This window comes from Rothia koreensis, assembly GCF_052232265.1.
GTDB lineage: Bacteria > Actinomycetota > Actinomycetes > Actinomycetales > Micrococcaceae > Rothia > Rothia koreensis.
Map to the genome: position 1 here is coordinate 549,403 of NZ_CP197643.1, position 23,882 is coordinate 573,284.

Annotated in this window: 12 protein-coding genes, 3 rRNA genes and 1 pseudogene; 11 read left to right on the forward strand and 5 right to left on the reverse strand. The window is 62.8% G+C overall.

Annotation, left to right across the window (positions count from 1 at the left end):
* Window positions 1-43: 43 nt before the first annotated feature.
* On the forward strand, window positions 44-1,699 hold the full coding sequence (locus tag ACTSLZ_RS02440) for an FAD-binding dehydrogenase (RefSeq protein ID WP_443095598.1): 1,656 nt from the start codon (window positions 44-46) through the stop codon (window positions 1,697-1,699).
* Window positions 1,700-1,743: 44 nt separating this feature from the next.
* Here ACTSLZ_RS02440 and ACTSLZ_RS02445 read toward each other — a convergent pair whose 3' ends face one another.
* Window positions 1,744-2,259: an asparaginase domain-containing protein gene (locus tag ACTSLZ_RS02445; protein ID WP_443095599.1), complete on the reverse strand. Its 516-nt coding sequence runs from the start codon at window positions 2,257-2,259 to the stop codon at window positions 1,744-1,746.
* A gap of 370 nt (window positions 2,260-2,629) precedes the next feature.
* Between ACTSLZ_RS02445 and ACTSLZ_RS02450 the strand changes: the two genes are divergently transcribed.
* The 5 genes from ACTSLZ_RS02450 (at window position 2,630) to ACTSLZ_RS02470 (ending at window position 9,810) form a co-directional block, all read left to right on the forward strand.
* The gene (locus ACTSLZ_RS02450; protein ID WP_129316486.1) at window positions 2,630-4,114 is read left to right on the forward strand and encodes an MFS transporter; all 1,485 of its coding nucleotides are present in this window, start codon (window positions 2,630-2,632) and stop codon (window positions 4,112-4,114) included.
* A gap of 1,269 nt (window positions 4,115-5,383) precedes the next feature.
* Window positions 5,384-6,217: a carbohydrate ABC transporter permease gene (locus tag ACTSLZ_RS02455; protein WP_443095600.1), complete on the forward strand. Its 834-nt coding sequence runs from the start codon at window positions 5,384-5,386 to the stop codon at window positions 6,215-6,217.
* A 2-nt stretch (window positions 6,218-6,219) separates the two neighbouring features.
* Window positions 6,220-7,254: an ABC transporter permease subunit gene (locus ACTSLZ_RS02460; protein WP_443095601.1), complete on the forward strand. Its 1,035-nt coding sequence runs from the start codon at window positions 6,220-6,222 to the stop codon at window positions 7,252-7,254.
* 58 nt (window positions 7,255-7,312) lie between these two features.
* A complete protein-coding gene (locus tag ACTSLZ_RS02465; protein ID WP_443095602.1) occupies window positions 7,313-8,617 on the forward strand; it encodes an ABC transporter substrate-binding protein in 1,305 nt (434 codons plus the stop codon).
* 41 nt (window positions 8,618-8,658) lie between these two features.
* On the forward strand, window positions 8,659-9,810 hold the full coding sequence (locus ACTSLZ_RS02470; RefSeq protein WP_443095603.1) for an ABC transporter ATP-binding protein: 1,152 nt from the start codon (window positions 8,659-8,661) through the stop codon (window positions 9,808-9,810).
* Between the two features lie 159 nt (window positions 9,811-9,969).
* On the opposite strand, the gene ACTSLZ_RS02475 is transcribed toward ACTSLZ_RS02470, so the two are convergent.
* Window positions 9,970-10,383, reverse strand: coding sequence for a ChaB family protein (locus ACTSLZ_RS02475; RefSeq protein ID WP_443095604.1), 414 nt, complete (start codon window positions 10,381-10,383; stop codon window positions 9,970-9,972).
* 2 nt (window positions 10,384-10,385) lie between these two features.
* Window positions 10,386-11,849 (reverse strand): carboxylesterase family protein, encoded by a 1,464-nt coding sequence (locus ACTSLZ_RS02480; RefSeq protein ID WP_443095605.1) that lies wholly within the window; start codon window positions 11,847-11,849, stop codon window positions 10,386-10,388.
* Between the two features lie 719 nt (window positions 11,850-12,568).
* Between ACTSLZ_RS02480 and ACTSLZ_RS02485 the strand changes: the two genes are divergently transcribed.
* Entirely contained in the window at window positions 12,569-14,032 is a 1,464-nt protein-coding gene (locus ACTSLZ_RS02485; RefSeq protein ID WP_178980518.1) for an amino acid permease, read from the forward strand.
* 33 nt (window positions 14,033-14,065) lie between these two features.
* On the opposite strand, the gene ACTSLZ_RS02490 is transcribed toward ACTSLZ_RS02485, so the two are convergent.
* On the reverse strand, window positions 14,066-15,058 hold the full coding sequence (locus ACTSLZ_RS02490; RefSeq protein ID WP_443096082.1) for an LLM class flavin-dependent oxidoreductase: 993 nt from the start codon (window positions 15,056-15,058) through the stop codon (window positions 14,066-14,068).
* A 597-nt stretch (window positions 15,059-15,655) separates the two neighbouring features.
* On the opposite strand from ACTSLZ_RS02490, the gene ACTSLZ_RS02495 reads away from it, so the two are divergent.
* From ACTSLZ_RS02495 to rrf, 3 genes are all read left to right on the forward strand, one after another.
* Window positions 15,656-17,185, forward strand: a 16S ribosomal RNA gene (locus tag ACTSLZ_RS02495).
* Between the two features lie 346 nt (window positions 17,186-17,531).
* A 23S ribosomal RNA gene (locus tag ACTSLZ_RS02500) occupies window positions 17,532-20,638 on the forward strand.
* 183 nt (window positions 20,639-20,821) lie between these two features.
* Window positions 20,822-20,939, forward strand: a 5S ribosomal RNA gene (rrf, locus tag ACTSLZ_RS02505).
* Together the 16S, 23S and 5S rRNA genes form the textbook arrangement of a ribosomal RNA operon.
* Before the next feature lie 158 nt (window positions 20,940-21,097).
* Here the strand turns inward: rrf and ACTSLZ_RS02510 are convergent.
* Window positions 21,098-21,583 carry a GNAT family N-acetyltransferase gene (locus ACTSLZ_RS02510; RefSeq protein WP_443095606.1) on the reverse strand — a complete coding sequence of 162 codons (486 nt, stop codon included), beginning with the start codon at window positions 21,581-21,583 and terminating at the stop codon, window positions 21,098-21,100.
* A gap of 170 nt (window positions 21,584-21,753) precedes the next feature.
* Here ACTSLZ_RS02510 and ACTSLZ_RS02515 point away from each other — a divergent pair.
* Window positions 21,754-23,826, forward strand: a pseudogene (locus ACTSLZ_RS02515) (DUF6541 family protein).
* Window positions 23,827-23,882 lie beyond the last annotated feature (56 nt).

Consider the following 23,882-nt stretch of genomic DNA (forward strand, 5'->3'; position numbering starts at 1 on the left):
GAGTGCGCGCGGGCCCGGCGCGTTGAACCCGGAGGTGGGGAACATGGATGCTGACATCATCGTGGTCGGAGCCGGCTTGGCCGGCCTCGTGGCCGCGTCGGAAGCGGCCGACGCCGGTCGTTCCGTCCTGGTGCTCGACCAGGAACCGGAGCAGTCCGTGGGCGGTCAGGCCCACTGGTCGCTGGGCGGGCTGTTCTTCGTCGATTCTCCGGAGCAGAGGCGCATGGGCATCCGGGATTCCTCGGATCTGGCACACCAGGACTGGATGGGTTCCGCGCAGTTCGATCGCGAATGCGACTATTGGCCCCGGCAGTGGGCGGAGGCATACCTCGATTTCGCGGCTGGGGAGAAGCGATCCTGGTTGCGGGGCATGGGGCACCGGGTGATCCCGATCGTCGGTTGGGCCGAACGAGGCGACGGCCGAGCGGAGGGGCACGGCAATTCCGTGCCCCGGTTCCACATCACGTGGGGCACCGGCCCGGGCCTCGTGGCTCCGTTCGAGCGTCGGTGCCGCGAGCACGCCCGGTCCGGCAGGCTCCGGTTCGCGTTCCGACACCGCGTTGAGGCGCTGGTGAAGACCGGGGGAGCGGTCACCGGAGTCCGCGGTGACGTGCTGCGACCCGACCTCACGCGGCGGGGGACGGCGAGCAACCGCGACGTCGTCGGCGGTTTCGAGTACTCGGCCCAAGCCGTCGTCGTGACCTCGGGCGGCATCGGCGCCAACCACGATCTCGTGCGCGAGAACTGGCCCGAACGCCTCGGAACCCCACCGAAGACCATGGTTTCGGGGGTTCCCGCCCACGTGGACGGGAGGATGCTGCGCACCGCCCGGACCGCGGGGGCGAACGTCATCAATCCGGACCGGATGTGGCACTACGTCGAGGGGATCCGGAATTGGGATCCCATCTGGGACAACCACGGGATACGCATTCTTCCCGGCCCATCAAGCTTGTGGCTCGACTCCGACGGCGTCCGCCTCCCAGGCCCGAACTATCCGGGATGCGACACCCTGGGCACCCTCGGTCACCTGCGGCGCACGGGCCACGAGTACAGCTGGTTCGTGCTCACCCAGAAGGTCATCGAGAAGGAATTCGCACTCTCGGGATCCGAACAGAACCCCGATCTGACGGGCAAGGATTTCAAACTTCTGGCTTCCCGTGCGTTCTCGAAGGGAGCACCGGGGCCGATCGAGGACTTCAAGAAGCACGGAGAGGGCTTCGTGGTCGCGGAAGACCTGGAGGACCTCGTGGACGGCATGAATCGCGTGGGCGACCCCGAGCGGGAGATCGACGTCGTCCGGTTGAGGAAGCTGATGGAGGATCGCGACCGTGAGCTCGCGAACCCCTACGGCAAGGATGCCCAGCTGACGATGGCGCGCTCCCACCGCAAGCATCTCGGTGACCGCATTCTGAGGACTGCCCCGCCCCACGCATTCCTGGACCGACGGAATGGGCCGCTCATCGCGGTGCGCCTCAATATCCTGACCCGAAAGACCCTCGGAGGCCTGGAGACCGACCTGCTCGGCCGGTGCCTGGACGTACAGGGGGATCCGGTTGCTGGGCTCTATGCCGCGGGCGAGGTCAACGGGTTCGGTGGCGGAGGAATGATGGGGTACAACGCCCTGGAGGGAACCTTCCTGGGCGGATGCTTGTTTTCCGGTCGGGCTGCGGGGCGCGCGGCCGCCGACGCCGTCGTCTGAGGCACCGCCGCCGGGACCGCCCCGGGCCGCCATCGCGAGGGGCGTTACTGCTTGTCGACGAAGACCCCGCGGGAGCGGTCCTTGGATACCGACCCCGCCTCGAAGATGCGACCGCTCATCGAGATGTACACCCCCGGTTCGAGCAGCTGGACGCTGGCCACCGCTGAGCCGAGGTTGAAGGGCGCGTCGGTCTGCCGCATGCAGGACGGCTGCATGGCCCCGGTCAGCACGATCGTCTTGCCCGCGATCGCCTCCTCATGTCGTGCGAGGTATTCGGCGGTCTCTGGCATCGTGTCGGTCCCGTGGGTCACGACCACGCGGCTCGCCCCGGCGTCCACCAGTGCCCGGACGAGCTCGGCCCGGTGCTCGTCGGTCATGTCCAGGCTGTCAATGGCGACGAAGGGGCGCACCTCGGTCTCGACGTTCGTCGCCGCCTGGTCCAGGATGGGCCCGATCGTGGGCTCGTCGATCTCGAGCTCGCCGGCCACCGAATAGTATTTGTCGATCGTTCCGCCCGTGGTCAGAACGAGGATCGGCTGGGCGGTGCTGGGTGCGGGCACGGGTGGCTCCTTCGGGGACGACGTCGATATCGGATGTGGCCGAACAGGCCCGGCGCACGATAACAGCCTATCCGGGCTGCCGAACCCTCGAGGCGTCGGTGTCGTGTTATGCAATAGGTCACAAAAGATGCTGCAATGTGCGAGAGATTCGTCGCGTCTCCGCGGCGGGGCGGCGAGGTTCGGCCGATGGGGGCCAAGGCTTGGAAAACAGGCGCTTGACTAGGAAAAACGCGGCTCTTGGAGGTTCTTTGCGCGGCGCGCGGCCGGGGGCTTCGAGCTCTCGGGACGTGGAACTCAGGCCGTCCCACCGGTTGCACCCGAAGGTCAGTGGAGTACAGTGGCACGCGTTTGTCGAAAAGAAAGCGTACTTATGAGTGATTCTCAAACTTCACAATCACCCTCCCTAACCGCTGACGATATCCACGTTGTCGACCAGGCCGAGATGAAGAAGGCGCTTCGTGCGACCCTCCTGGGGAACTTCATGGAGTGGTTCGACATCGGCGTCTTCGCCTACGTGATGACCTACATCGCGTTGGTCTTCTTCCCGTTGCCCGCCCCCTGGGACAGCTTGGCGACGTTCGCGACCCTGGCGGTGACCTTCCTGGTCCGTCCGCTCGGTGGTCTGATCCTCGGTCCCATTGGTGACAAGGTCGGTCGACGCAAGGTCCTGGCCTTCACCATCCTCATGATGTCCCTGGGCACGTTCCTCATCGGTTGCCTGCCGGGATACTCGACCATCGGCGTTCTCGCGCCGATCCTGTTGATCCTGCTCAAGTTCGTGCAGGGTTTCTCCACCGGTGGCGAGTACGCCGGTGCCGCTACCTTTATCGCTGAATACGCTTCCGACCGTCGTCGTGGCTTCTGGGGCTCCTTCCTGGACTTCGGTTCCTACCTCGGCTTCGCTGCCGCCGCCACCCTCGCGACCGTGATCGAGGTCGTCGGTGGCGAACAGTTCATGACCGACTGGGGCTGGCGCATCTGCTTCTGGGTTGCCCTCCCGCTCGGACTCGTGGGTATGTACATGCGAACCCACATCCAGGAATCCCACGCCTTCGAGGCGCAGAAGGACGCGCAGGACGAAGAAGCGAAGAACGAGAACAAGAGCCTGATGGACGAGCTCAAGGAGGTCGTGCGCGGGCACTGGCCGCGCCTGCTCATCGGCTCGGCCATGGTCATGTGTGCCCAGGTCGTGGGCTATGCCGTGACCACGTACATGCCCGAATACCTCTCCGACGTTCTGGGCTACGACACCCTGCACGGCAACGCCCTGCTGGTTCCCGTCCTGATCATCGTGTCCGTGAGCCTTCCGATCTTCGGCGCGATCTCGGACCGCGTGGGACGCCGCCCGGTCATGCTCACCGGCTGCGTGGTCGGCGTCATCGGCTCGATCCCGTCCTTCGTGCTCATGACGATGGGGCACACCTGGTCGACGTTCCTGGGTCTGCTGATCATGGGCATCATCATGATGTTCCAGGTTTCGATCCAGGCATCGGCGTTGCCCTCGCTGTTCCCCACCAAGGTGCGGTACACCGCGATGGGAATCATGTTCAACCTGGCGGTCGCCATCTTCGGCGGTACCACCGGCTTCGTGATCACGGCGTTGCAGAACGTATTCCACTCCGACCTGATGGGCGCGTACTACATCATGCTCGCCTGCATCGTGGGTGCCATCGGCGTGTACTTCATGAAGGAATCCTCGGGGCGCAACCTCCACGGCTCGATGCCCGCTGTCGAGGACGAGGAAGAAGTCTCCGACGTCATCGAGAACATCGAGGAGAACGAGAAGTACGACCTGTCGACCATGCCCATCGACATCGTCGACGACCCTCGCGCCGACAAGGAAGGTGCGCTCTGATAACAGAGCAACCTCCGGCCTGAGCCCTTCGGGCTGGCCGGCCTTCGGGTCGGTGGCCTTCGGGTCGGTGGCCTGGGTCGGCGGCTTGAAGCCGGTGTCCTTCGGGCCTGCAGTCCTCGGGCCTGCCGGCTTTCGGGCCTGCCGGTCTTCGGGCCTGCCGGTCTTCGGGTTAGCGGCCCGGGCCGGCATCATCACGGGGCCGGTCTCCCCATGGGAGGCCGGCCCCGTTGTCGTATTCACCGACATTCCCTGTGCCGGGCCGCGGCCGCGGCGTGCACCTGGTGGTGTGGGCGTGCGCTGACCGAGACCGGGTGCGGGGCGCGCTGACCGAGACCGGGTGCGGGGCACGCGGGGGATGCGGGACGTGGCGTGCATAAGGGACGTGCGGCGCGTGCGGGTCATCCGTCGTGCGGCCGAGGTGGCATTGTCGTGCTCCCCGGGGCGCGAAGTGGCAGTCTTGTGCAGAAATCACGCCACATTCCGCACCATCCTGCCACCTCGCGCCGGAGCGGGTGCCGCGAGTGCACGGGATTGCCGCGTCGAGGTAGTCGCCGCCGACGCTCGACGCCCGCCGCCGACGCCGCCTCGCTCCCGTCGACGTCTCGCACCCGCCGGCGTCTCGCACCCGCCGGCGTCGTGCAGCGGGAGGTCGCCGACGTCGTGCGTGACGCCTGGCCCCGGTCCAGGTGCCGTTCGGAGGTGGTTACCGGATTGAGAGGTGGTTACCGCCGTTAGGTGGCGGCCAAGACCCCACCTAATGACTGGAAGCGACACCGAATCGGGTAACCGCCACCCAACGGCGCTGTACTTTGGGCCATTTCAGGCGCGAATTTGCCGGTAACTGCCACCGAATCGGGCAACCGCCACCCCACGGCGTCGTACCTCGCGGCGTCCCGGTGCCTCGCCGCCGGTAACTGCCACCGAATCGGGCAACCGCCACGCGACTCGTGAGCCCCCGACACGCACCACCCTTCCACGCACCGCCACCCCACGCCCCTCCCGCCAGACCCGTACACCCGCACACACCCACCCCCACGAGCACACACCCACACCCACACCCACCCACACCCCGGATCGAACTCGCCGAGGTGACGTGCGGTTATGGGGCTGTTCACCCTTACGTGGCCTGTGTTTAAAGGGTCGAGGCTAATATTTTTGGATGTGACTGTACCGACAATTCCCGGCCTAGAAGGCTCCGCACCGGGGAAGGAGCCGCCCCGACGTCGTCGACGGAGGGGATCTCGACGCACGCTGTTGGCAACCGCTTTGGTGGCACCGAACTTGCTGCTCTTGCTGCTGTTCACCTACCGGCCTTTGCTCGACAACATTCGCCTCTCGTTCTTCACCTGGAACATCTCGGCCACCAGACCTGCGGTGTTCGTCGGTCTCACGAACTACATCGAGTGGGCCAAGGATCCGGAGAGCTGGCAGATCGTGCTCCAGACGGTGGTCTTCACGGTCTCGGCCGTCGGCGGCTCGATGGTGCTCGGTCTGGCGTTGGCCCTGTTGCTCGATCGGCCTCTTCGGGGCCGCAATGTGGTTCGTTCCCTGGTCTTCGCGCTGTACGTGATTTCCGGGGCGGCGGTCGGCGTCGCGTTCCAGTTCGTGTTCGACCCCAAGTACGGGATGATCCAGGATCTCCTGGCCAGGATCGGCATGGAATCTCCCGAGTTCTACACCCACCCACGGTGGGCCCTGTTCATGATCATCACGACCTACGTGTGGAAGAACCTCGGGTACACCTTCGTGATCTATCTGGCGGCACTCCAGGGGCTCCGCAAGGATCTGGATGAGGCCGCCGAAATCGACCGGACGTCGGGCCTCCGCAAATTCTTCCGCGTGACCCTCCCGCAATTGCGCCCCACGACCTTCTTCCTGTCCGTGACCGTGCTGCTCAATTCGATGCAGGTCTTCGACATCATCAACGTGATGACTCAGGGCGGCCCGTTGGGCAACTCGACCAGCACGATGGTCTATCAGGTCTACCAGGAGACCTTCGTGAACGGCCGGGCGGGTTACGGCGCCGCCGTCGCGACTCTCATGTTCCTGGCCGTCCTGGTGGTCACCGTGGTTCAGGTTCGTCTGCAGGACCGGAAGGGATAGTCATGCGCAACACAGATCCGACGACGCCGTCGACCGCGGCCATCCCGTCGACGACGACGCCCCGCACCTCCGCGGGGACCACCGGCCCAGCAAGAACAACCGGCCCAGCAAGAACAACCGGCCCAGCGCCCCTGCCGTCTCGCCCGGACCCGACGCCGAGGACCGACGAAGCCGAGAAGGACCGAGCCCGCCGACGGGCCCGGAAGCAGGCCAACGGCCTGTTGGGCGTGAAGGTCGTGAGTTACCTCGGTGCTCTGCTCGCGGCCCTCGTGATCGCCCTGCCGCTGTATTTCGTGGTCGTCACGTCCTTCAAAACACACCCGGACATCTATTCGGATCCGATTTCCTGGATCCCGCATCCGTTCGCCCCGGAGAACTACTCCTACGTGTGGAACGAGGTGGACTTCGGGCAGTTCCTGCGCAACTCGGTGGTCATCACCGCCGTCCTGACCGTGGTCAAGGTCGTGCTGGGCGTGCTGAGCGCGTACGCCTTCGCTTTCCTCAGGTTCCCGGGCCGGAACGTGCTGTTCCTCTTGGTGGTCGGCACCCTCATGGTCCCCAACGAGATCACCATCATTTCCAACTACGCCGCGGTCGCGCAGCTCGGGTGGAGGGACTCGTTCCCCGGCATCATCGTGCCGCTCGCAGGCGTGGCCTTCGGGACGTACCTGATGCGGAACCATTTCCTGTCCCTGCCCACCGAGATCATGGAAGCCGCGACCATGGACGGCGCGGGATTCCTGCGCACGCTCTTCCGCGTGGTTCTGCCGATGTCCTGGCCGACTCTCATGGCCTTCGTCCTCATCACCGCCGTCACCGAATGGAACCAGTACCTCTGGCCGTTCCTGATGTCGGACACAGGCCGCGTCGCACCATTGCAGGTTGGCCTCACGCTGCTCCAGAACAACGAAGGACCCACCAACTGGGGTCCCGTCATGGCAGGAACGCTGCTCGCGAGCATCCCGATGATCGTCATCTTCCTTCTGCTGCAGCGCTCGATGATCAAGGGCCTGACCGCGGGCGCGGTCAAGGGCTAGCTGCGCGGTCGATTCACCGCATCCCTCATTCCAACCTTCCGAGAAGGAGAACTTCGTCATGGCCACTTTGAGCCGTCGTCACGTCCTGGGCCTTGCGGGGCTGGGCGCCGCGTCCCTGGCTCTTTCGGCGTGCGCGGGCACCGGCAGCAGCGCGAACCGGCCGAAGCAGAAGGGCAACGGCACGTTGCAGTTCTGGTCCAATCACCCCGCCGAGTCGAAGAAGACCGAGCAGAAGATCGTGGAAGCCTGGAACGCCGCCCACCCGGACACCCCCGCTCAGCTCGTGGACGGAGGCAAGAATTACGAGGAGCTCTCCCAGAAGTTCAATGCCGCGCTCGCGGGCGGAGACCTCCCGGACGTCATCGTCGCCTCCGACGTCACCTGGTTCAATTTCGCATTCTCCAAAGCGACGACGCCGCTCGACGACCTGTGGGCCGAGAACGGGATCGACCCGAAGTCGTACGTCTCCACGTTCGTCGAGGACTACACCTACGAAGGCAAGCACTACGGAGTGCCCTACAGCCGGTCGACCGCTCTGCTGTACTTCGACCGGTCGGTCCTGGAGAAGGCCGGGTTGCCTCTGGACCGGGGACCGAGCACGTGGCAGGAATTCGACGAGTGGGCCCCTCGCATCATGGATGCAGGCGGCGGCAAGCCCGCCCTGACGATCCCTGACGGAACCGCCTACCTGGACTGGTATTTCGAGGGCATCGCGTGGGCCTTCGGCGGTCGATATTCGGAGGAGTGGGATCTCAAGTTCACGGATCCACGGACGATCGACGCCGGTCGGTTCCTGCAGGACCAGGTCCGGAAGGGGCACATCGAAATCACCAAGGATGCGATCAACAATTTCGGTATCGGCACCGCGAGCGGACTTCTCGAGTCGACCGGATCCCTCGGCGGTCTCAAGGAGATCGCGGGATTTCCGATCACGACGACGCCGCTGCCCGGCCCTGCGCCCGGGTGCCCGACGGGTGGTGCGGGCCTGTCCATCCCCGACGGGATCAGCGACGAGCGCAAGAGGACGGCGATCCAATTCGTCGACTTCCTGACCAATACCCAGAACACGATCACTTTCACGCAGGCCACCGGTTACATTCCGGTGCGCATCGCGGCCCACGAGGATCCGGAGGAGGTGGCCTTCCTCAATCAGAACCCGAATGCGAGGACCGCTTTCGGTCAGCTGCAGGGAAACACCAAGCCTCAGGACTACGCCCGGGTATTCGTCAACGGTGCCGGCCGTCGTATCGGGGGCGCCTTCGACAAGATCACGACTGGCGACGCCGACGTCGAGAAAACCTTCGGCAGCCTCCAGGCGAGGATCGGTGACGCCATCAACCGCGACATCAAGCCCTACCTGTAGAAACTCCGCTCCCACGAACCAAGTCAAGGAATCAACTCATCATGGTCGAAGTCCATCTCCAGCACATCTCTCGCATATTCGACGAAAAGAAGCGCCCCGCGGTCAACCGGGTGTCCCTCGATGTCCGTGACGGCGAATTCCTGACCCTGGTGGGGCCCTCCGGCAGCGGCAAGTCAACGTGCCTGCGCATGATCGGCGGTCTGGAGCCCGTGGACGAGGGCACGATCCTCATCGGAGGCAAGGACGTCACGGAATCCCGGGCACGGGACAGGAACGTGGCAATGGTCTTCCAGTCCTACGCGCTGTACCCCAACATGACGGCGCGCCAGAACATGGCTTTCGCCCTCGAGAACGCGAAGGTTCCCAAGGCCGAGGTTGCTGCGCGGGTCGACAAGGTGGCGCGGATGCTCGAACTCGAGGATCTTCTCGATTCCAAGCCGGCGGCGATGTCCGGCGGCCAACGGCAACGCGTGTCGATGGGGCGGGCCATTGTTCGAGAACCCCAGGTCTTCCTGATGGACGAGCCGCTGTCCAACTTGGACGCCAGGCTGAGGGTTTCGACCCGTGCCCAGATTGCCTCGCTCCAGAGGGAACTGGGCGTGACGACCATCTACGTGACCCACGACCAGACCGAGGCCATGACCATGGGGGATCGGGTTGCCGTGCTCAAGGACGGCGAATTGCAACAGGTCGACGCCCCGTTGCACTTGTACCAGTACCCCGGCAACACGTTCGTGGCCGGATTCATCGGTTCGCCGTCGATCGGATTGTTCGAGGCCGTACCGGTTGACGAGGGGACGGCTCGTTGGGGCGGCGTCGCGGTCTCACTCCCGGAGCATCTGGTCGGCCGCGCGAAGGACAGGGTCATTGTGGGTGTGCGCCCCGAAGAATGGGACATCGCCCCGCAGGCCCCGTGGGCCCGGGAACGGACCGAGGCCGAGGGTACCGAAACCGCATCCGAAGCGACCAGGATGCGGTTGAAGGTTGAGCACATCGAGCAATTGGGGTCCGAGGCTTACGCCTACTGCGTCCCGGTCCAGGAATCCGACGTTCGGTTGCGGGGCGGGCGGATCGCGCTCCGGGTCGAGAGGTCCGGGGAGATCGAGATCGGCGACGTCGTTGACGCGACACCCCGTACCTGTTCATTCTTCGACGCCGAGTCGGAAATCAACCTGGAGTACCTCGGGGAGTAGCCCCGAGGGAGGGCAGGCTCGGGCAACGGAGTCGGTCCGGCAACGGAGCCGGCTCGGGCAACGGAGTCGGTCCGGGGAGCGGAGTCGGTCCGGGGAGCGGGCTTCAGGAAGCGGCGCCGGCCCGGGCGCTGGGCCGGGCAGGCTCGGGCTCGGTGCCCGTCAGGAGCCTGACGTGCGGCGTTGACTTTCCTTTTCGAGGGCCTCGGCCAGTTCGTCCTTGCTCATCTCCGAGCGGCCCTCGATCCCGAGCTCCTGAGCCTGGTCGTACAGGTGCTCCTTGGACGCGTTCGCATCAACGCCGCCTGCGGTTTCTCCGCGGTCCCGCCGGGACGACTCGGCACGGTCGTCCGAGTCCCCGTACTCCTCCTTCTCCTGCCATGCGTCGCCGACCTTTTCGTGCGTGTGCTTCAGCTGGGCGTAGGCGGTCCGTGCGGCGCGTTCGGCGTCCCCGTACTCGTCCATCGCGGAGTCGTAGGTCTGAGCAAACGTGGTCTGTGCTTTGCGGTCCGATTTCTTGATGGTCTCGGGCAACTCATCGCGAATCGGTTCGCCGTTCTGGTTCGTTTTCGGCATGATCAGTTCCTTTCTCTTTTTCGACGTGGCGTGCGAGGCGGCAGGAGTTCCAGCACGTCCGGGATCGCCCGGACGTCCTTCGAGTCGAAACCGTCGCGCACGAATCCGGCCCAGGCGGCCCGGAGCGCGCGGCCGGCGTCGTCGAGGGCCTCCGCGTCGAAGGTTTTCATGAGGTCGGGGCCCGTGACGCCGGCACCCGCGTTCTCCCCGCTCTCGGTCCAGGATGTCCCTGGGAAGAGCAGGGGCAGCTCGGCAATGTGACAGCACGAGAGGGCGGCGTCGGGCTTGCCGAACACGAAGCGGTACAGGCCTGCGCGTCCGCCCGCGTTGGCGAGTCGTTGCGCCCAGATGGCGTTGTCGGCGGCGTAGACGAACTGGGTCACGGCACGCACGATCGGTTCGACGACGCCCTGTCGCCCGCGCCGGAACCCGGCCAGAACCTCGAGCAACGGGACCCGGCCGGTATAGAGCGCGGCCTCGCGCGCCGTCGTCCCCATGAGGACGTCGACCTTCCCGGCCAATTCCTTCCACCGTTTCTTGAGGAGCTTCTCGGGCGGCAGGGGCCGTTGGCCGTACCTCGGGGAGAAGGGCATGAGGGCGGCGCGTCCGTGGAACGCCGCCTTGCGGTTGATGACGCTTTCGGCTTCGGCCAACTCGGTCGTGGTCGCCTGACGCATCCGACCGGTCTTCTCGGGGCCGGGGGTGATCGCATTCCACGCGCGACGTCGCCCGTGGACGATCCCGAGCGGCGCGCTCTGAGGGATGGCGCGTCTGATCATGCCCTGAATTTCGGGAACCATGAGCAGGTCCCAGCACGCGTGCCCACCCGCGGACTGGCCGGCGATCGTGATGCGAGACGGGTCCCCGCCGAAGGCTTCGATGTTCTGGTGGACCCATTTGACGGCCTCGACCTGGTCGAGCAGGCCGGGGTTGGCCTCGCGGGTCCGTCCGTCGCCGAGGTACCCGAACAGCCCGAGACGATAGGTCACGTTGACGACCACCAGGTCCTGCTCCTGCACCAAGGCCGTGGGATCGTAGTGGGGCAGGTCCCCCGCGCCGCCGATGTAGGAGCCGCCGTGGATCCAGACCATCACGGGAAGCCCGGATCTGCGGTTCTCGGGCCGGGTGACGGTCAGCCGCTGACAATGCTCATCGAGCCCGAGCCGCTGGAGCTCCAGATCGGTCTCATCGAATCGCTGCGGGCAGGCCGGCGCCGGGGTATCGGCGGTGAAGGGCTCGGCGTAGGTGTAGGCGATCGGCGCCCCGAAACGCTCCGCACGGGCATACCTGATGCCCCACGCCTTCACGACGCCACCTTGCCGAACCGTCTCGAACGTCCCTGCGGGAGCACTCACCCTGTCCCACGGTCCGACCGGCCTGTTCCCCGGGGCCGAGGAGTCCGCGGCGGATTCCGTGGCGGGTGCAGAGGGCTGGGGAAGAGCAGTTCCGTTGCTGGTATCCGTCATGGTCCCGAGTCTAGGACGCGAAGCTACGAAGTAACACAGAATCCGCTGTTGGTCCGCCTTGGTTCGAGGCGGGGGCGGGGGCGGGGCGTGGCGAGGCGGGGCGCGGCGAGGCGAGACGTTCTGCGCGAGGTGGCAATCCCGTGCACTTCGACCCGCGAGGTGGCAGTTTTGTGCGTTTTTGGCGGTCGATTTCGCACAAACCTGCCACCTCGGCCCGGCGGACGCACGGGATTGCCACCTCGAGACGGGGCTTGGGGTGTGGACGCACGGGATTGCCACTTCGAGACGGTTGCCGACGACGTCGTCCCCATATCGTGCCGTGGTGGCCCGCTTCGGGCGATACCGGGTGGCGGTTACGCGAATTGGAGGCGTTTTCCTTCGCTAGGTGGGGCTTTGGCCTCCACCTAACGACTGTAATTGCCACCGAATCGGGTAACCCCCACTCAGCGCGGCGGTCGCACAGCCCAGCGGCCCGCCCGCGACGCCGCCTGCGCTCGAACCTGCCCCAACGACCGCAACTGCCGCCCCACCAGCACCCGCCCCACCTCGCGCAGAACGTCTCGCCTCGCCACGCCCCACCAGCACCCGCCCCAACGCTCGTACCCGCCGCCGCAAGGCCCGCACCAGCCACCGCACCAGCCACCGCCCAAGCCGCCGCACAAAAATTTACCGACCGATCGGTCGCTTAAATCAGATACGATACCGTATTCTCACCTTCTATGAGTCATAGATCACACTCGCCCGAACCCGAAGGGGTCGCAAGCCCCAGTCAGTCGGTCGACCAGCCGAACAACAGCCTGAAATCGCGTCACCTCGTGATGATGGCCCTTGGATCGGCGATCGGCACAGGCCTGTTCGTCGGCACAGGCTCCGCGATCAAAGCCGCCGGTCCGGCCGTCATCGTTTCCTACCTCGTCGGTTGCCTGCTCCTTGTCCTCGTCATGAGGGCGCTGGGTGAGATGGCGGCTGCGGATCCGGCCTCCGGGTCCTTCTCGACCTACGCGGGCAAGGCGCTGGGCCCCACGGCTGGCCGTGCGTTGGGTTGGCTGTGGTGGATCCAGATGGTCATCGTCATCGCGGCGGAGTCCACCGCGGCGGCCCAGATCGTCAACGAGGCGTGGCCGGTTCTCCCGCAGTGGGTGCTCGCCCTCGTGTTCATGTGCGCATTCACCCTGGTGAATCTCCTGCATGTGGAGACTCTCGGGGAAACGGAGTTCTGGTTCGCCCTGTTGAAGGTCCTTGCCGTCCTGGCCTTCCTGGTGGTGGGCGTCCTCCTGCTGATCGGCCTGCTCCCGACTCCGTCCCCCGGCACGAGCAACCTGACGGATCACGGCGGATTCATGCCGCACGGTGTCTCGGGTGTGGCGGCGGCGCTGCTGGTCGTCGTCTTCGCCTTCGGCGGCACAGAGCTGGCGACGATTGCTGCCGCCGAAACCAACGAACCGGCCAAGAACGTCACGACGGCGATTCGCACCATCCTGATTCGCGTGCTGGTCTTCTACGTCGGCGCGGTGGCTGTCATGGTGCTGGTCATGCCGTGGGACGACGACAGTCTCTCCGCCAGCCCGTTCGTCGCGGTGCTGAGCGTGGCCGGGCTGCCCGGCGCGGACAAGGTCATGACCGTGATCATCGTGCTCGCCCTGTTGTCGGCGCTCAACGCCAACATCTACGGCGGATCGCGCATGCTCTACTCGCTGGCAAGGAGAGGCTCCGCCCCGCGCCGCTTCGCCGCCATCTCGGACAAAGGCGTCCCCTATTCGGCGGTCATTCTCTCCGTGCTCGGTGGTTTCGTGGCCGTGGTGCTGAACTACCTGTGGCCCGAGGTGATCCTCAACATCATGCTCAACATCATCGGTTCCACGATCCTCGCCGTGTGGACCTTCGCGCTGATCTCGCAGATCGTTCTGCGCAAGCGAGCGGAGAAGGAAGGGCGCAAGCTGCCGCTCAAGATGTGGGCCTTCCCCTGGGGCTCTTATCTTGCGTTGCTGCTGGTCGCCGTGATCGTGATCCTGGGCCTGACCGACACCGAGGTGCGCTTCCAGCTCATTGCGACGACGGTTCTCATTTGCGTCATTGCGATCCTGTCCAAGCTGCTGATCAAGAACAAGGACGCCTCCGAGTTCAACGACCTCCCGCCCAACACGGCCGCGATCCAAAAGATCGAGAACCGCGAAGGGGAGTAGCGGGAGCATCGTCGGGCTCGGCGACGACGTGGATCAGGCGGCGTCGTCGAGCCCCCAAGCCTCCGCGAGGATCTCCATCGAGCGGGAGGACTCCTCGGTGGACGGCGACTGGAGCGAAATCATCAGCTCATCTGCCTGGGCCATCGCGGCGAAACGGTCGAGGTAGTCCTTGATGTCGGGCCCGGTGCCCTGCGCGGTGAACCGGAGCATCTCGATGATCTGTTGTCCGGCCGGAGAATGAACCAGCATGTCCAGCTCGGACTCGGTCAGATCACGACCGCGACCCACCATGGCCTCGACCCGCTTCCTCCGGACCTTGCGGGTCTGTTCCGCCGCTTCCTCCGCTGTATCGGCAGCCGTGACATTGACCGCAGCGATCACATACGGCTCGCTCAGATGCTCGGACGGCTGGAAATTCTCGCGATAAGCCGTCGTAGCCTGCTCGAGGGCAGCCGGCGCGAAGTGGGAAGCGAAGGAATACGGGAGCCCGAGTTGTGCGGCCAGCTGCGCCCCGAAGAGCGAGGACCCGAGGATGTACAGCGGGACGTTCGTGTTCCTGCCGGGGATGGCCTGAACCCCCTCAATGCGTGACCTCCCTTCCAAATACCCCTGGAGTTCGACGACGTCGCTCGGGAAGCGGTCCGCATCCTGGGGGTCACGGCGCAAAGCCTGAACCGTCTTCATGTCGGTCCCAGGAGCCCGACCCAGACCGAGATCAATGCGGTCCGGGTACAGCTCCTCGAGGGTCCCGAACTGCTCCGCAATGACCAAGGGCGAGTGGTTGGGAAGCATCACACCGCCCGAGCCGAGACGAATGCTCTCGGTCTGGGAGGCGATGTGGGAGATCAGGACCGCCGGCGCCGCGGAGGAAATATGGGGCATGTTGTGGTGTTCCGCGTACCAGATGCGTGAGAAGCCCAGTCGCTCGGCCTTGCGGGCCATGTCCACGGAGCGCCTGAAGCTGTCCCGGGGAGTTTCCCCGCTGTAGACGGTTGCGAAGTCAATGAGGGACAGAGGGAGCACGATCTTGCCTTTCGACGATGTTGGTCTACCCGTTCAACGCCGGGGCCGCTCAACTCATTCCGGGCTGTTTTTCCTTGTGGTGGTGGGGTTGTGTGGTTTGTGTTGTGTTTCACTCGGGTGTGGGTTGGTGTTTGGTGGTGGTGGTGTGTAGAGTCTTTTGTTGTCGCCGCGAGGCTCGGGGGCTTGTTCTGACAGGTTCTTCCGGTTCTGGTCTTGGTGCGTGACTGTTCTCGAAGGTTTTTCTTCATTCTTTTGCCTGGTGTGCTGGGTGCGGCTGTGTGTCGTGGTCTGGTGGGCTGGGTAGGGGGTTCGGGTTCGGTTTGCGGGCTGGGTTTGGTTCTGGTAGGTTGGAGAAGTTGCCGCGATGGTTTTTCGTGGTGGTGCGACCGGCACTGGTTTTTCCTCATTTTTTGTGTGGGGTTGGTTGGTGTGTGGTTTGTTGTTTGAGAACTCAATAGTGTGCTTTGTTTGAATGTTGTACCAAGTTTTTTGAATTCTTGTTGGTTTCAACATTGCCTGGCAGGCGTGGTGCTGTCACCTCCGTGATGGTGGCCTGTTGGGGTTTTATTTTGTTGGGCCACGGGTTTTTCTTTTTGTTTTTTAACGGAGAGTTTGATCCTGGCTCAGGACGAACGCTGGCGGCGTGCTTAACACATGCAAGTCGAACGCTGAAGCTGGGTGCTTGCACCTGGTGGATGAGTGGCGAACGGGTGAGTAATACGTGAGTGACCTTCCTTGGACTCTGGGATAAGCCCGGGAAACTGGGTCTAATACCGGATACGACCAGTCCTCGCATGGGGTGCTGGTGGAAAGGGTTTGTACTGGTTCTTGATGGGCTCACGTCCTATCAGCTTGTTGGTGAGGTAATGGCTTACCAAGGCGACGACGGGTAGCCGGCCTGAGAGGGTGACCGGCCACACTGGGACTGAGACACGGCCCAGACTCCTACGGGAGGCAGCAGTGGGGAATATTGCACAATGGGCGCAAGCCTGATGCAGCGACGCCGCGTGGGGGATGACGGCCTTCGGGTTGTAAACCTCTTTCAGCAGGGAAGAAGCGAAAGTGACGGTACCTGCAGAAGAAGCGCCGGCTAACTACGTGCCAGCAGCCGCGGTAATACGTAGGGCGCAAGCGTTGTCCGGAATTATTGGGCGTAAAGAGCTCGTAGGCGGTTTGTCGCGTCTGCTGTGAAAGCCCGGGGCTCAACCCCGGGTGTGCAGTGGGTACGGGCAGGCTGGAGTGCAGTAGGGGAGACTGGAATTCCTGGTGTAGCGGTGAAATGCGCAGATATCAGGAGGAACACCGATGGCGAAGGCAGGTCTCTGGGCTGTTACTGACGCTGAGGAGCGAAAGCATGGGGAGCGAACAGGATTAGATACCCTGGTAGTCCATGCCGTAAACGTTGGGCACTAGGTGTGGGGGACATTCCACGTTTTCCGCGCCGTAGCTAACGCATTAAGTGCCCCGCCTGGGGAGTACGGCCGCAAGGCTAAAACTCAAAGGAATTGACGGGGGCCCGCACAAGCGGCGGAGCATGCGGATTAATTCGATGCAACGCGAAGAACCTTACCAAGGCTTGACATACACCGGATCGCAGCAGAGATGTTGTTTCCCTTCGGGGCTGGTGTACAGGTGGTGCATGGTTGTCGTCAGCTCGTGTCGTGAGATGTTGGGTTAAGTCCCGCAACGAGCGCAACCCTCGTTCTATGTTGCCAGCACGTTGTGGTGGGGACTCATAGGAGACTGCCGGGGTCAACTCGGAGGAAGGTGGGGATGACGTCAAATCATCATGCCCCTTATGTCTTGGGCTTCACGCATGCTACAATGGCCGGTACAATGGGTTGCGATACTGTGAGGTGGAGCTAATCCCAAAAAGCCGGTCTCAGTTCGGATTGGGGTCTGCAACTCGACCCCATGAAGTCGGAGTCGCTAGTAATCGCAGATCAGCAACGCTGCGGTGAATACGTTCCCGGGCCTTGTACACACCGCCCGTCAAGTCACGAAAGTTGGTAACACCCGAAGCCGATGGCCCAACCCTTGTGGGGGGAGTCGTCGAAGGTGGGACTGGCGATTGGGACTAAGTCGTAACAAGGTAGCCGTACCGGAAGGTGCGGCTGGATCACCTCCTTTCTAAGGAGCTCAACTTTTGGTTGGCCATGTCCGTGCACGAGTGTTGTGCGGGTGGTTTGCTCATGGGTGGAATGCGATATTCAGTGGTTGCATGGTGGCATCGTTGTGGTGTTGTTGTGTGGCTGGGCAGAGTGCACTGTTGGGTTTTGAGGCAATGAGCCGTGTGGTTGTTGTCTTGGTGCCTGTGCGCCGTGCTGGGTGCCTCCTGGTTGGGGGTGTTTGGTGTGGTGTGATGGGTTGTTGTTTGAGAACTATATAGTGGACGCGAGCATCTTGGGGTTCCTGCCTGTTGTGGGTGGGTTCCCTGGTGATTGTTTATGTGAATGCCTTTGTGGTGATCATTTGTGTGTAAATCGTTAAGGGCGCACGGTGGATGCCTGGGCACAAGAAGCCGATGAAGGACGTGTGAATCTGCGATAAGCCTCGGGGAGTCGATAACTGGGCTGTGATCCGAGGGTGTCCGAATGGGGAAACCCCGCTGCTTGTCAAGGGCAGTGACCCGCACCTGAATGTATAGGGTGTGTGGAGGGAACGGGGGGAAGTGAAACATCTCAGTACCCTCAGGAAGAGAAAATAATAATGATTCTGTTAGTAGTGGCGAGCGAACGCGGATGAGGCTAAACCTGTGGTGTGTGATACCGGCAAGGGGTTGCATCACGGGTGTTGTGGGGCGCACTTTTACTGGTTCTTGTCTGGCTGGTGGTGTGCAGTGTTGTGGTAGGCGAATCATCTGGGATGGTGGACCGGAGTGGGTGAGAGTCCCGTAGTCGAAACCATGGTACTGGCATTGTGTGTGTTCCCGAGTAGCACGGGGCTCGTGGAATCTCGTGTGAATCTGCCAGGACCACCTGGTAAGCCTGAATACTTTCTTGTGACCGATAGTGTATCAGTACCGTGAGGGAATGGTGAAAAGTACCCCGTGAGGGGAGTGAAATAGTACCTGAAACCGTGTGCCTACAAGCCGTCAGAGCATCGTTGTGGTGTGATGGCGTGCCTTTTGAAGAATGAGCCTGCGAGTTAGTGCTGTGTCGCGAGGTTAACCCGTGTGGGGTAGTCGTAGCGAAAGCGAGTCTGAAGAGGGCGTATCAGTGGCACGGTCTAGACCCGAAGCGGAGTGATCTACCCATGGCCAGGTTGAAGCGTGTGTAAGAGCGCGTGGAGGACCGAACCCACTTCAGTTGAAAATGGAGGGGATGAGCTGTGGGTAGGGGTGAAAGGCCAATCAAACTCTGTGATAGCTGGTTCTCCCCGAAATGCATTTAGGTGCAGCGTCGTGTGTTGCTTGTCTGAGGTAGAGCTACTGGTTGGCTGATGGGCCTTTACGGGTTACTGACGTCAGCCAAACTCCGAATGCGGGCAAGTGTAAGCGCGGCAGTGAGACAGTGGGGGATAAGCTTCATTGTCGAGAGGGAAACAGCCCAGATCATCGACTAAGGCCCCTAAGCGTGTGCTAAGTGGGAAAGGATGTGGAGTTGCTGAGACAACCAGGAGGTTGGCTTAGAAGCAGCCATCCTTGAAAGAGTGCGTAATAGCTCACTGGTCAAGTGATTCTGCGCCGATAATGTAGCGGGGCTCAAGCACACCGCCGAAGTCGTGACAATACCGTTGTGGTGTTGGGTAGGGGAGCGTCGTGTACTGCGGTGAAGCTGTCGTGTGAACGTATGGTGGAGTGTACGCGAGTGAGAATGCAGGCATGAGTAGCGAATGATGCGTGGGAAACGTATCCGCCGAATGATCAAGGGTTCCAGGGTCAAGCTAATCTTCCCTGGGTTAGTCGGGGCCTAAGGCGAGGCCGACAGGCGTAGTCGATGGATAACGGGTTGATATTCCCGTACCGACGAAGGACCGTCCATACCAAGCCGGTGATACTAACCGTCCGGGTCGTGCTGTGTGCTTCCTTGTGGAGTGCTGGTGCGTGCCTGCACGGGACCTGATCCGGGGCGGTAAACGCATTAACGGGTGTGACGCAGGAAGGTAGCCGGGCCACGCGGTGGTTGTCGTGGTCTAAGCATGTAGGGTTGGTCGTTGTTAAATGCGCGGCCCGTGTGCCTGAGATGTGATGGGACCCCTTATTGTGGGGGGATCCGGTGATCCTATGCTGTCGAGAAAAGCATCGGCGTGAGGTTCTAGTTGCCCGTACCCTAAACCGACACAGGTGATCAGGTAGAGAATACTAAGGCGTTCGAGAGAATCATGGTTAAGGAACTCGGCAAAATGCCCCCGTAACTTCGGGAGAAGGGGGACCTTGAGCGTGAGCTGCCCGTGCGGTGGTGAGCGTGTAGGGGTCGCAGAGACCAGGGGGAAGCGACTGTTTATCAAAAACACAGGTCCGTGCGAAGTCGCAAGACGATGTATACGGACTGACTCCTGCCCGGTGCTGGAAGGTTAAGAGGACTCGTTAGGCCCCTTTTTTTGGGGGTCGAAGCGGAGAATTTAAGCCCCAGTAAACGGCGGTGGTAACTATAACCATCCTAAGGTAGCGAAATTCCTTGTCGGGTAAGTTCCGACCTGCACGAATGGAGTAACGACTTCCCTGCTGTCTCAACCATGAACTCGGCGAAATTGCAGTACGAGTAAAGATGCTCGTTTCGCGCAGCAGGACGGAAAGACCCCGTGACCTTTACTATAGTTTGGTATTGGTGTTCGGTGTGGCTTGTGTAGGATAGGTGGGAGATTGTGAAGCTACGGCGCTAGTCGTGGTGGAGTCGTTGTTGAAATACCACTCTGGTCATATTGGATGTCTAACCTCGGCCCATGATCTGGGTCAGGGACAGTGCCTGATGGGTAGTTTAACTGGGGCGGTTGCCTCCTAAAGAGTAACGGAGGCGCCCAAAGGTTCCCTCAGCCTGGTTGGCAATCAGGTGTTGAGTGCAAGTGCACAAGGGAGCTTGACTGTGAGACTGGCAGGTCGAGCAGGGACGAAAGTCGGGACTAGTGATCCGGCGGTTCATTGTGGAATGGCCGTCGCTCAACGGATAAAAGGTACCTCGGGGATAACAGGCTGATCTTGCCCAAGAGTTCATATCGACGGCATGGTTTGGCACCTCGATGTCGGCTCGTCGCATCCTGGGGCTGGAGTTGGTCCCAAGGGTTGGGCTGTTCGCCCATTAAAGCGGCACGCGAGCTGGGTTCAGAACGTCGTGAGACAGTTCGGTCCCTATCCGCTGCGTGCGTTGGAGAATTGTGGAGGCCTGTCCTTAGTACGAGAGGACCGGGACGGACGAACCTCTGGTATGTCAGTTGTACCGCCAGGTGCATGGCTGATTGGCTACGTTCGGGAAAGATAACCGCTGAAGGCATCTAAGCGGGAAGCTTGCTTCGAGATGAGTTCTCCTTGCCCCTTTTGTGGGTGTGAGGCTCCCTGTAGATGACGGGGTTGATAGGCCGGGTATGGAAGCCAGGACTGAAGACTGGTGGAGTTGACCGGTACTAATAGGCCGAAGGTTTATACACAATACACTCCCCGCTTTGTGGTGGGGCTGTTGGGTGGTTGCTGCGAGGGTTTGTAGATGATTGTTGTGTGTTCGTGTTCACTGTATGGTTTTGAAACAACAACCTGTTGTGGGTGTGTTGTTTGATTGGTTTTCACCATGCCAGTCCCGCGTGTTGTGTGGGTTGGTGTGTGTGGTTGGTTTTTTCGGTGGTTATGGCAAGAGGGGTACACCCGGTCTCATTCCGAACCCGGTAGTTAAGGCTCTTAGCGCTGATGGTACTGCACCCGGAAGGTGTGTGGGAGAGTAGGTCGCCGCCGAAAATATTCTTTGGGGGAGTGCGTACGTGCGCGAGGGGTTTTTGCTCCTTGTGTGTGTGCTCACTCCCCCCTTTTTTGTTTAAGGGGTTTTTGCCGGCCCCCGGCCCCGAGCCCCGGGCTGGTACCCGGTGTGTGGGTGTCGGTGCGGGTCGGTGGGGTGATCACACCCGACGCCGCATCGGGACGTGCGGGATCCCCGCCTCGACGTCGGGATCGCCGGATCGCGTGAACCCGAACCGCTCGTACCAGTTCTCGAGATATGCCTGGGCGTGCAGGTCGATCGTCTCGCCGTCGTGATCCGCTACGGCCGCGCGGAGCAACGATCCCGCGAGGCCGCGCCCCCGGTGAGTGGGCGACGTCGCCACCCGTCCAATAGCGGGCAGCCCTGACGGGCCCCGCAGAACCCGCAAGGTCGCTACGGGCACACCCTCGTCCTCGACCCAGTACGTGGTCGTTGTCGGGTCGAGGTCGGCACCATCCAGGTCCTGCTCGGACGTGATGCCCTGTCCCATCGTGAAGACCTCATACCGCAGCCGCGCGAGCCCGTACGTGGTCCTGGGGTCCAGGTCGAGCCAATGTCCGCGGTGCACATCCAGGTCGTGAGCGGACCGGTTCGGGCGCGCGTGGTCGGCGAATTCTGAGTTCATATATCCACGGTATCCAACGGCACGGTGACGCATCCCGGTCCCGCGCCGAGGGGCCGCGACTCACGCTTATACTTTCTTGAGGTGCTTCATCCGTTTTGTCCAGAGCGTTGGTGTACTTTAGCTCAGTCCGGGCCGATGCCCGGTTCGTCTGATGATCCTCGGAGTTCTACGTGGTCCTTGCCTTCGTCGTAAGCGCTTTGTGCCTTGTCATACCTGGGTTGTTGATCACCTGGGCGACCAAGGTCCAAGGATTCGACGCATTGGCCCTCGCCCCGGTGGTGTCGTTGTTCTGCCTGGGCTCGAGCGCCTTGATCGGTGGCCAGCTGGGGCTCCGATGGGGCTGGTGGATGCCCCTCGGCTTCGCCGTGGTCCTCGCGGCCATCCTGGCCCTGATCGTTCGCCCGACCTACCGTCGTCGTCTCGGTGGTAGGGAGCCCGAACCCCAATCGACGATCACGGCGGCCCTGCCCGTCATCGGCAATCGGAAATTTTCGGGCGCGGCCTGGATTGGGCTGGCCTTCGGCGTCGCCGTCGGCATCTGGCAGACGGGCCACATCACCGGGGGAATGGAACACTTCTCCCAGGCATTCGACAACACGTTCCACCTCAACGCCGTTCGGTACATCGCCGACCATGGGAACGCGTCCCCGCTATTCGTCGGCACCCTGAATGCCGGCGGGTCGCCCGGATTCTTCTAGCCCTCGGTCTGGCATTCCCTCGGTGCGATCCTGGTGACGACGACGGGCATCTCCGTCCCCGCGGCCACGAACGTGGTCACCTTCTGCACCACGGCGCTCGTGTGGCCGATCAGCATCATGTTCCTGATCCGCTCGCTCACCCGCAACCGCTACTCCTGGCTCGTGGCCGGAGCCCTTTCGGGGGCGTTCGTGGTTTTCCCGGTCCTGCTCCAGACCTACGGGATCCTGTACCCCAACCTCCTGGGCAACGCCGCCGTCCCGGCAGGTCTGGGGCTCGTGGTCTGGGCGTTGCGCGGCGGACCCGATTCCCGACTTCTCCGCCCTCAAGCGTTGACCCTGGGTGCCATCGCAGGAATCGGGATTTCCCTCTCGCATCCGAATGCGATCGTTTCCCTGATCGCCGTCGCCGTCCCCGCGACGATCGCGCGGATCACGTCCCTGGTCGCCGGGATGCTCAAATCCACGGGAAGCCGCTCCCTGCCCGCCGCTCCGGAGAGGCGGAGGCATCCGATCCCGGAAATCCTGCTTCTCCTGGTATGCCTCGCGGCCGTGCCCGTGGTGTGGACGATGCTTCGTCCGAAGACCTTCCAGCCCGAGACGATCAAGCAGATTCCGGTATCCGGGTCCGTGCTGGATGCACTGAGCCTGGCGCCCTCCGGGTACAGCATCTCCTGGGTGATCGTCGGGTTCATCGTCGTCAGCGCCGCGGTTCTTCTGTACCTCCGGCGTCACGCGTGGATGGTTTTTGCTTACGCGATCCTCGTGGTGCTGTACATAGCCGTCGAATCGATGCCCTGGGAATGGAGGGATGCCCTCACGGGCGTCTGGTACAACGATCCGTATCGGTTGACGGCCCTGTTCCCCGTCATCGGAATCCCCATGATTGCCATCGCGGTCGGTTGGGCCGTCCAGGACCTCTACGCCAGCATCTCCGGGTGGCGGGCCGTGGGCGTGCACCGGCCACTCGAGGGCGAAGCGGAAGGTTGGATGCCTCCCCGCCCCAAGGCTCGGCCCGCCCTCGCCCAAACGGCCAAGATCGTTCTGGGGCTGGTTGCCGTGGTTGCGGTGTCCGTGCCGATCTTCGCGGCAGACTCCATGAAGGAAGGCCGCGCCCTCGCCCACGAGCGATTCGAGACCACGCCGAGCTCCGAACTGGTGACCTCGGACGAACTCGACGTCCTTCACCACGTCCCCGACTACGTTCCGCGCGACGACACACTCATGGTCAACCCATGGACCGGAGGGTCTCTGGCCTATGCGCTGACCGGGCAGAAAGTCAGTTCCTACCACCTCCTCGAGACGCGCACCCCCGAGATCGATCGGCTGGACAAGACGCTGAACACCGCCCTGGTGGACCCCAACGTGTGCCAGGACGTCCAGCACGTCCGCGGGTACTACGTCCTGGATTTCGGCACCCGCGAGATGAACGGCGTCAATCACGCCTCCGTCTACGGCGGCCTGCGCGGACTCGAGCAAACCGGCGTCGCCCAGACCGTGTACCAGACCGGGAACGCGAGGCTTCTGGAGGTCACCGCCTGCGGCTGACCCCGGCGGTTAGATATTTCACGATGACCCGGCAACCGCACGTTGGCGAAGCTACT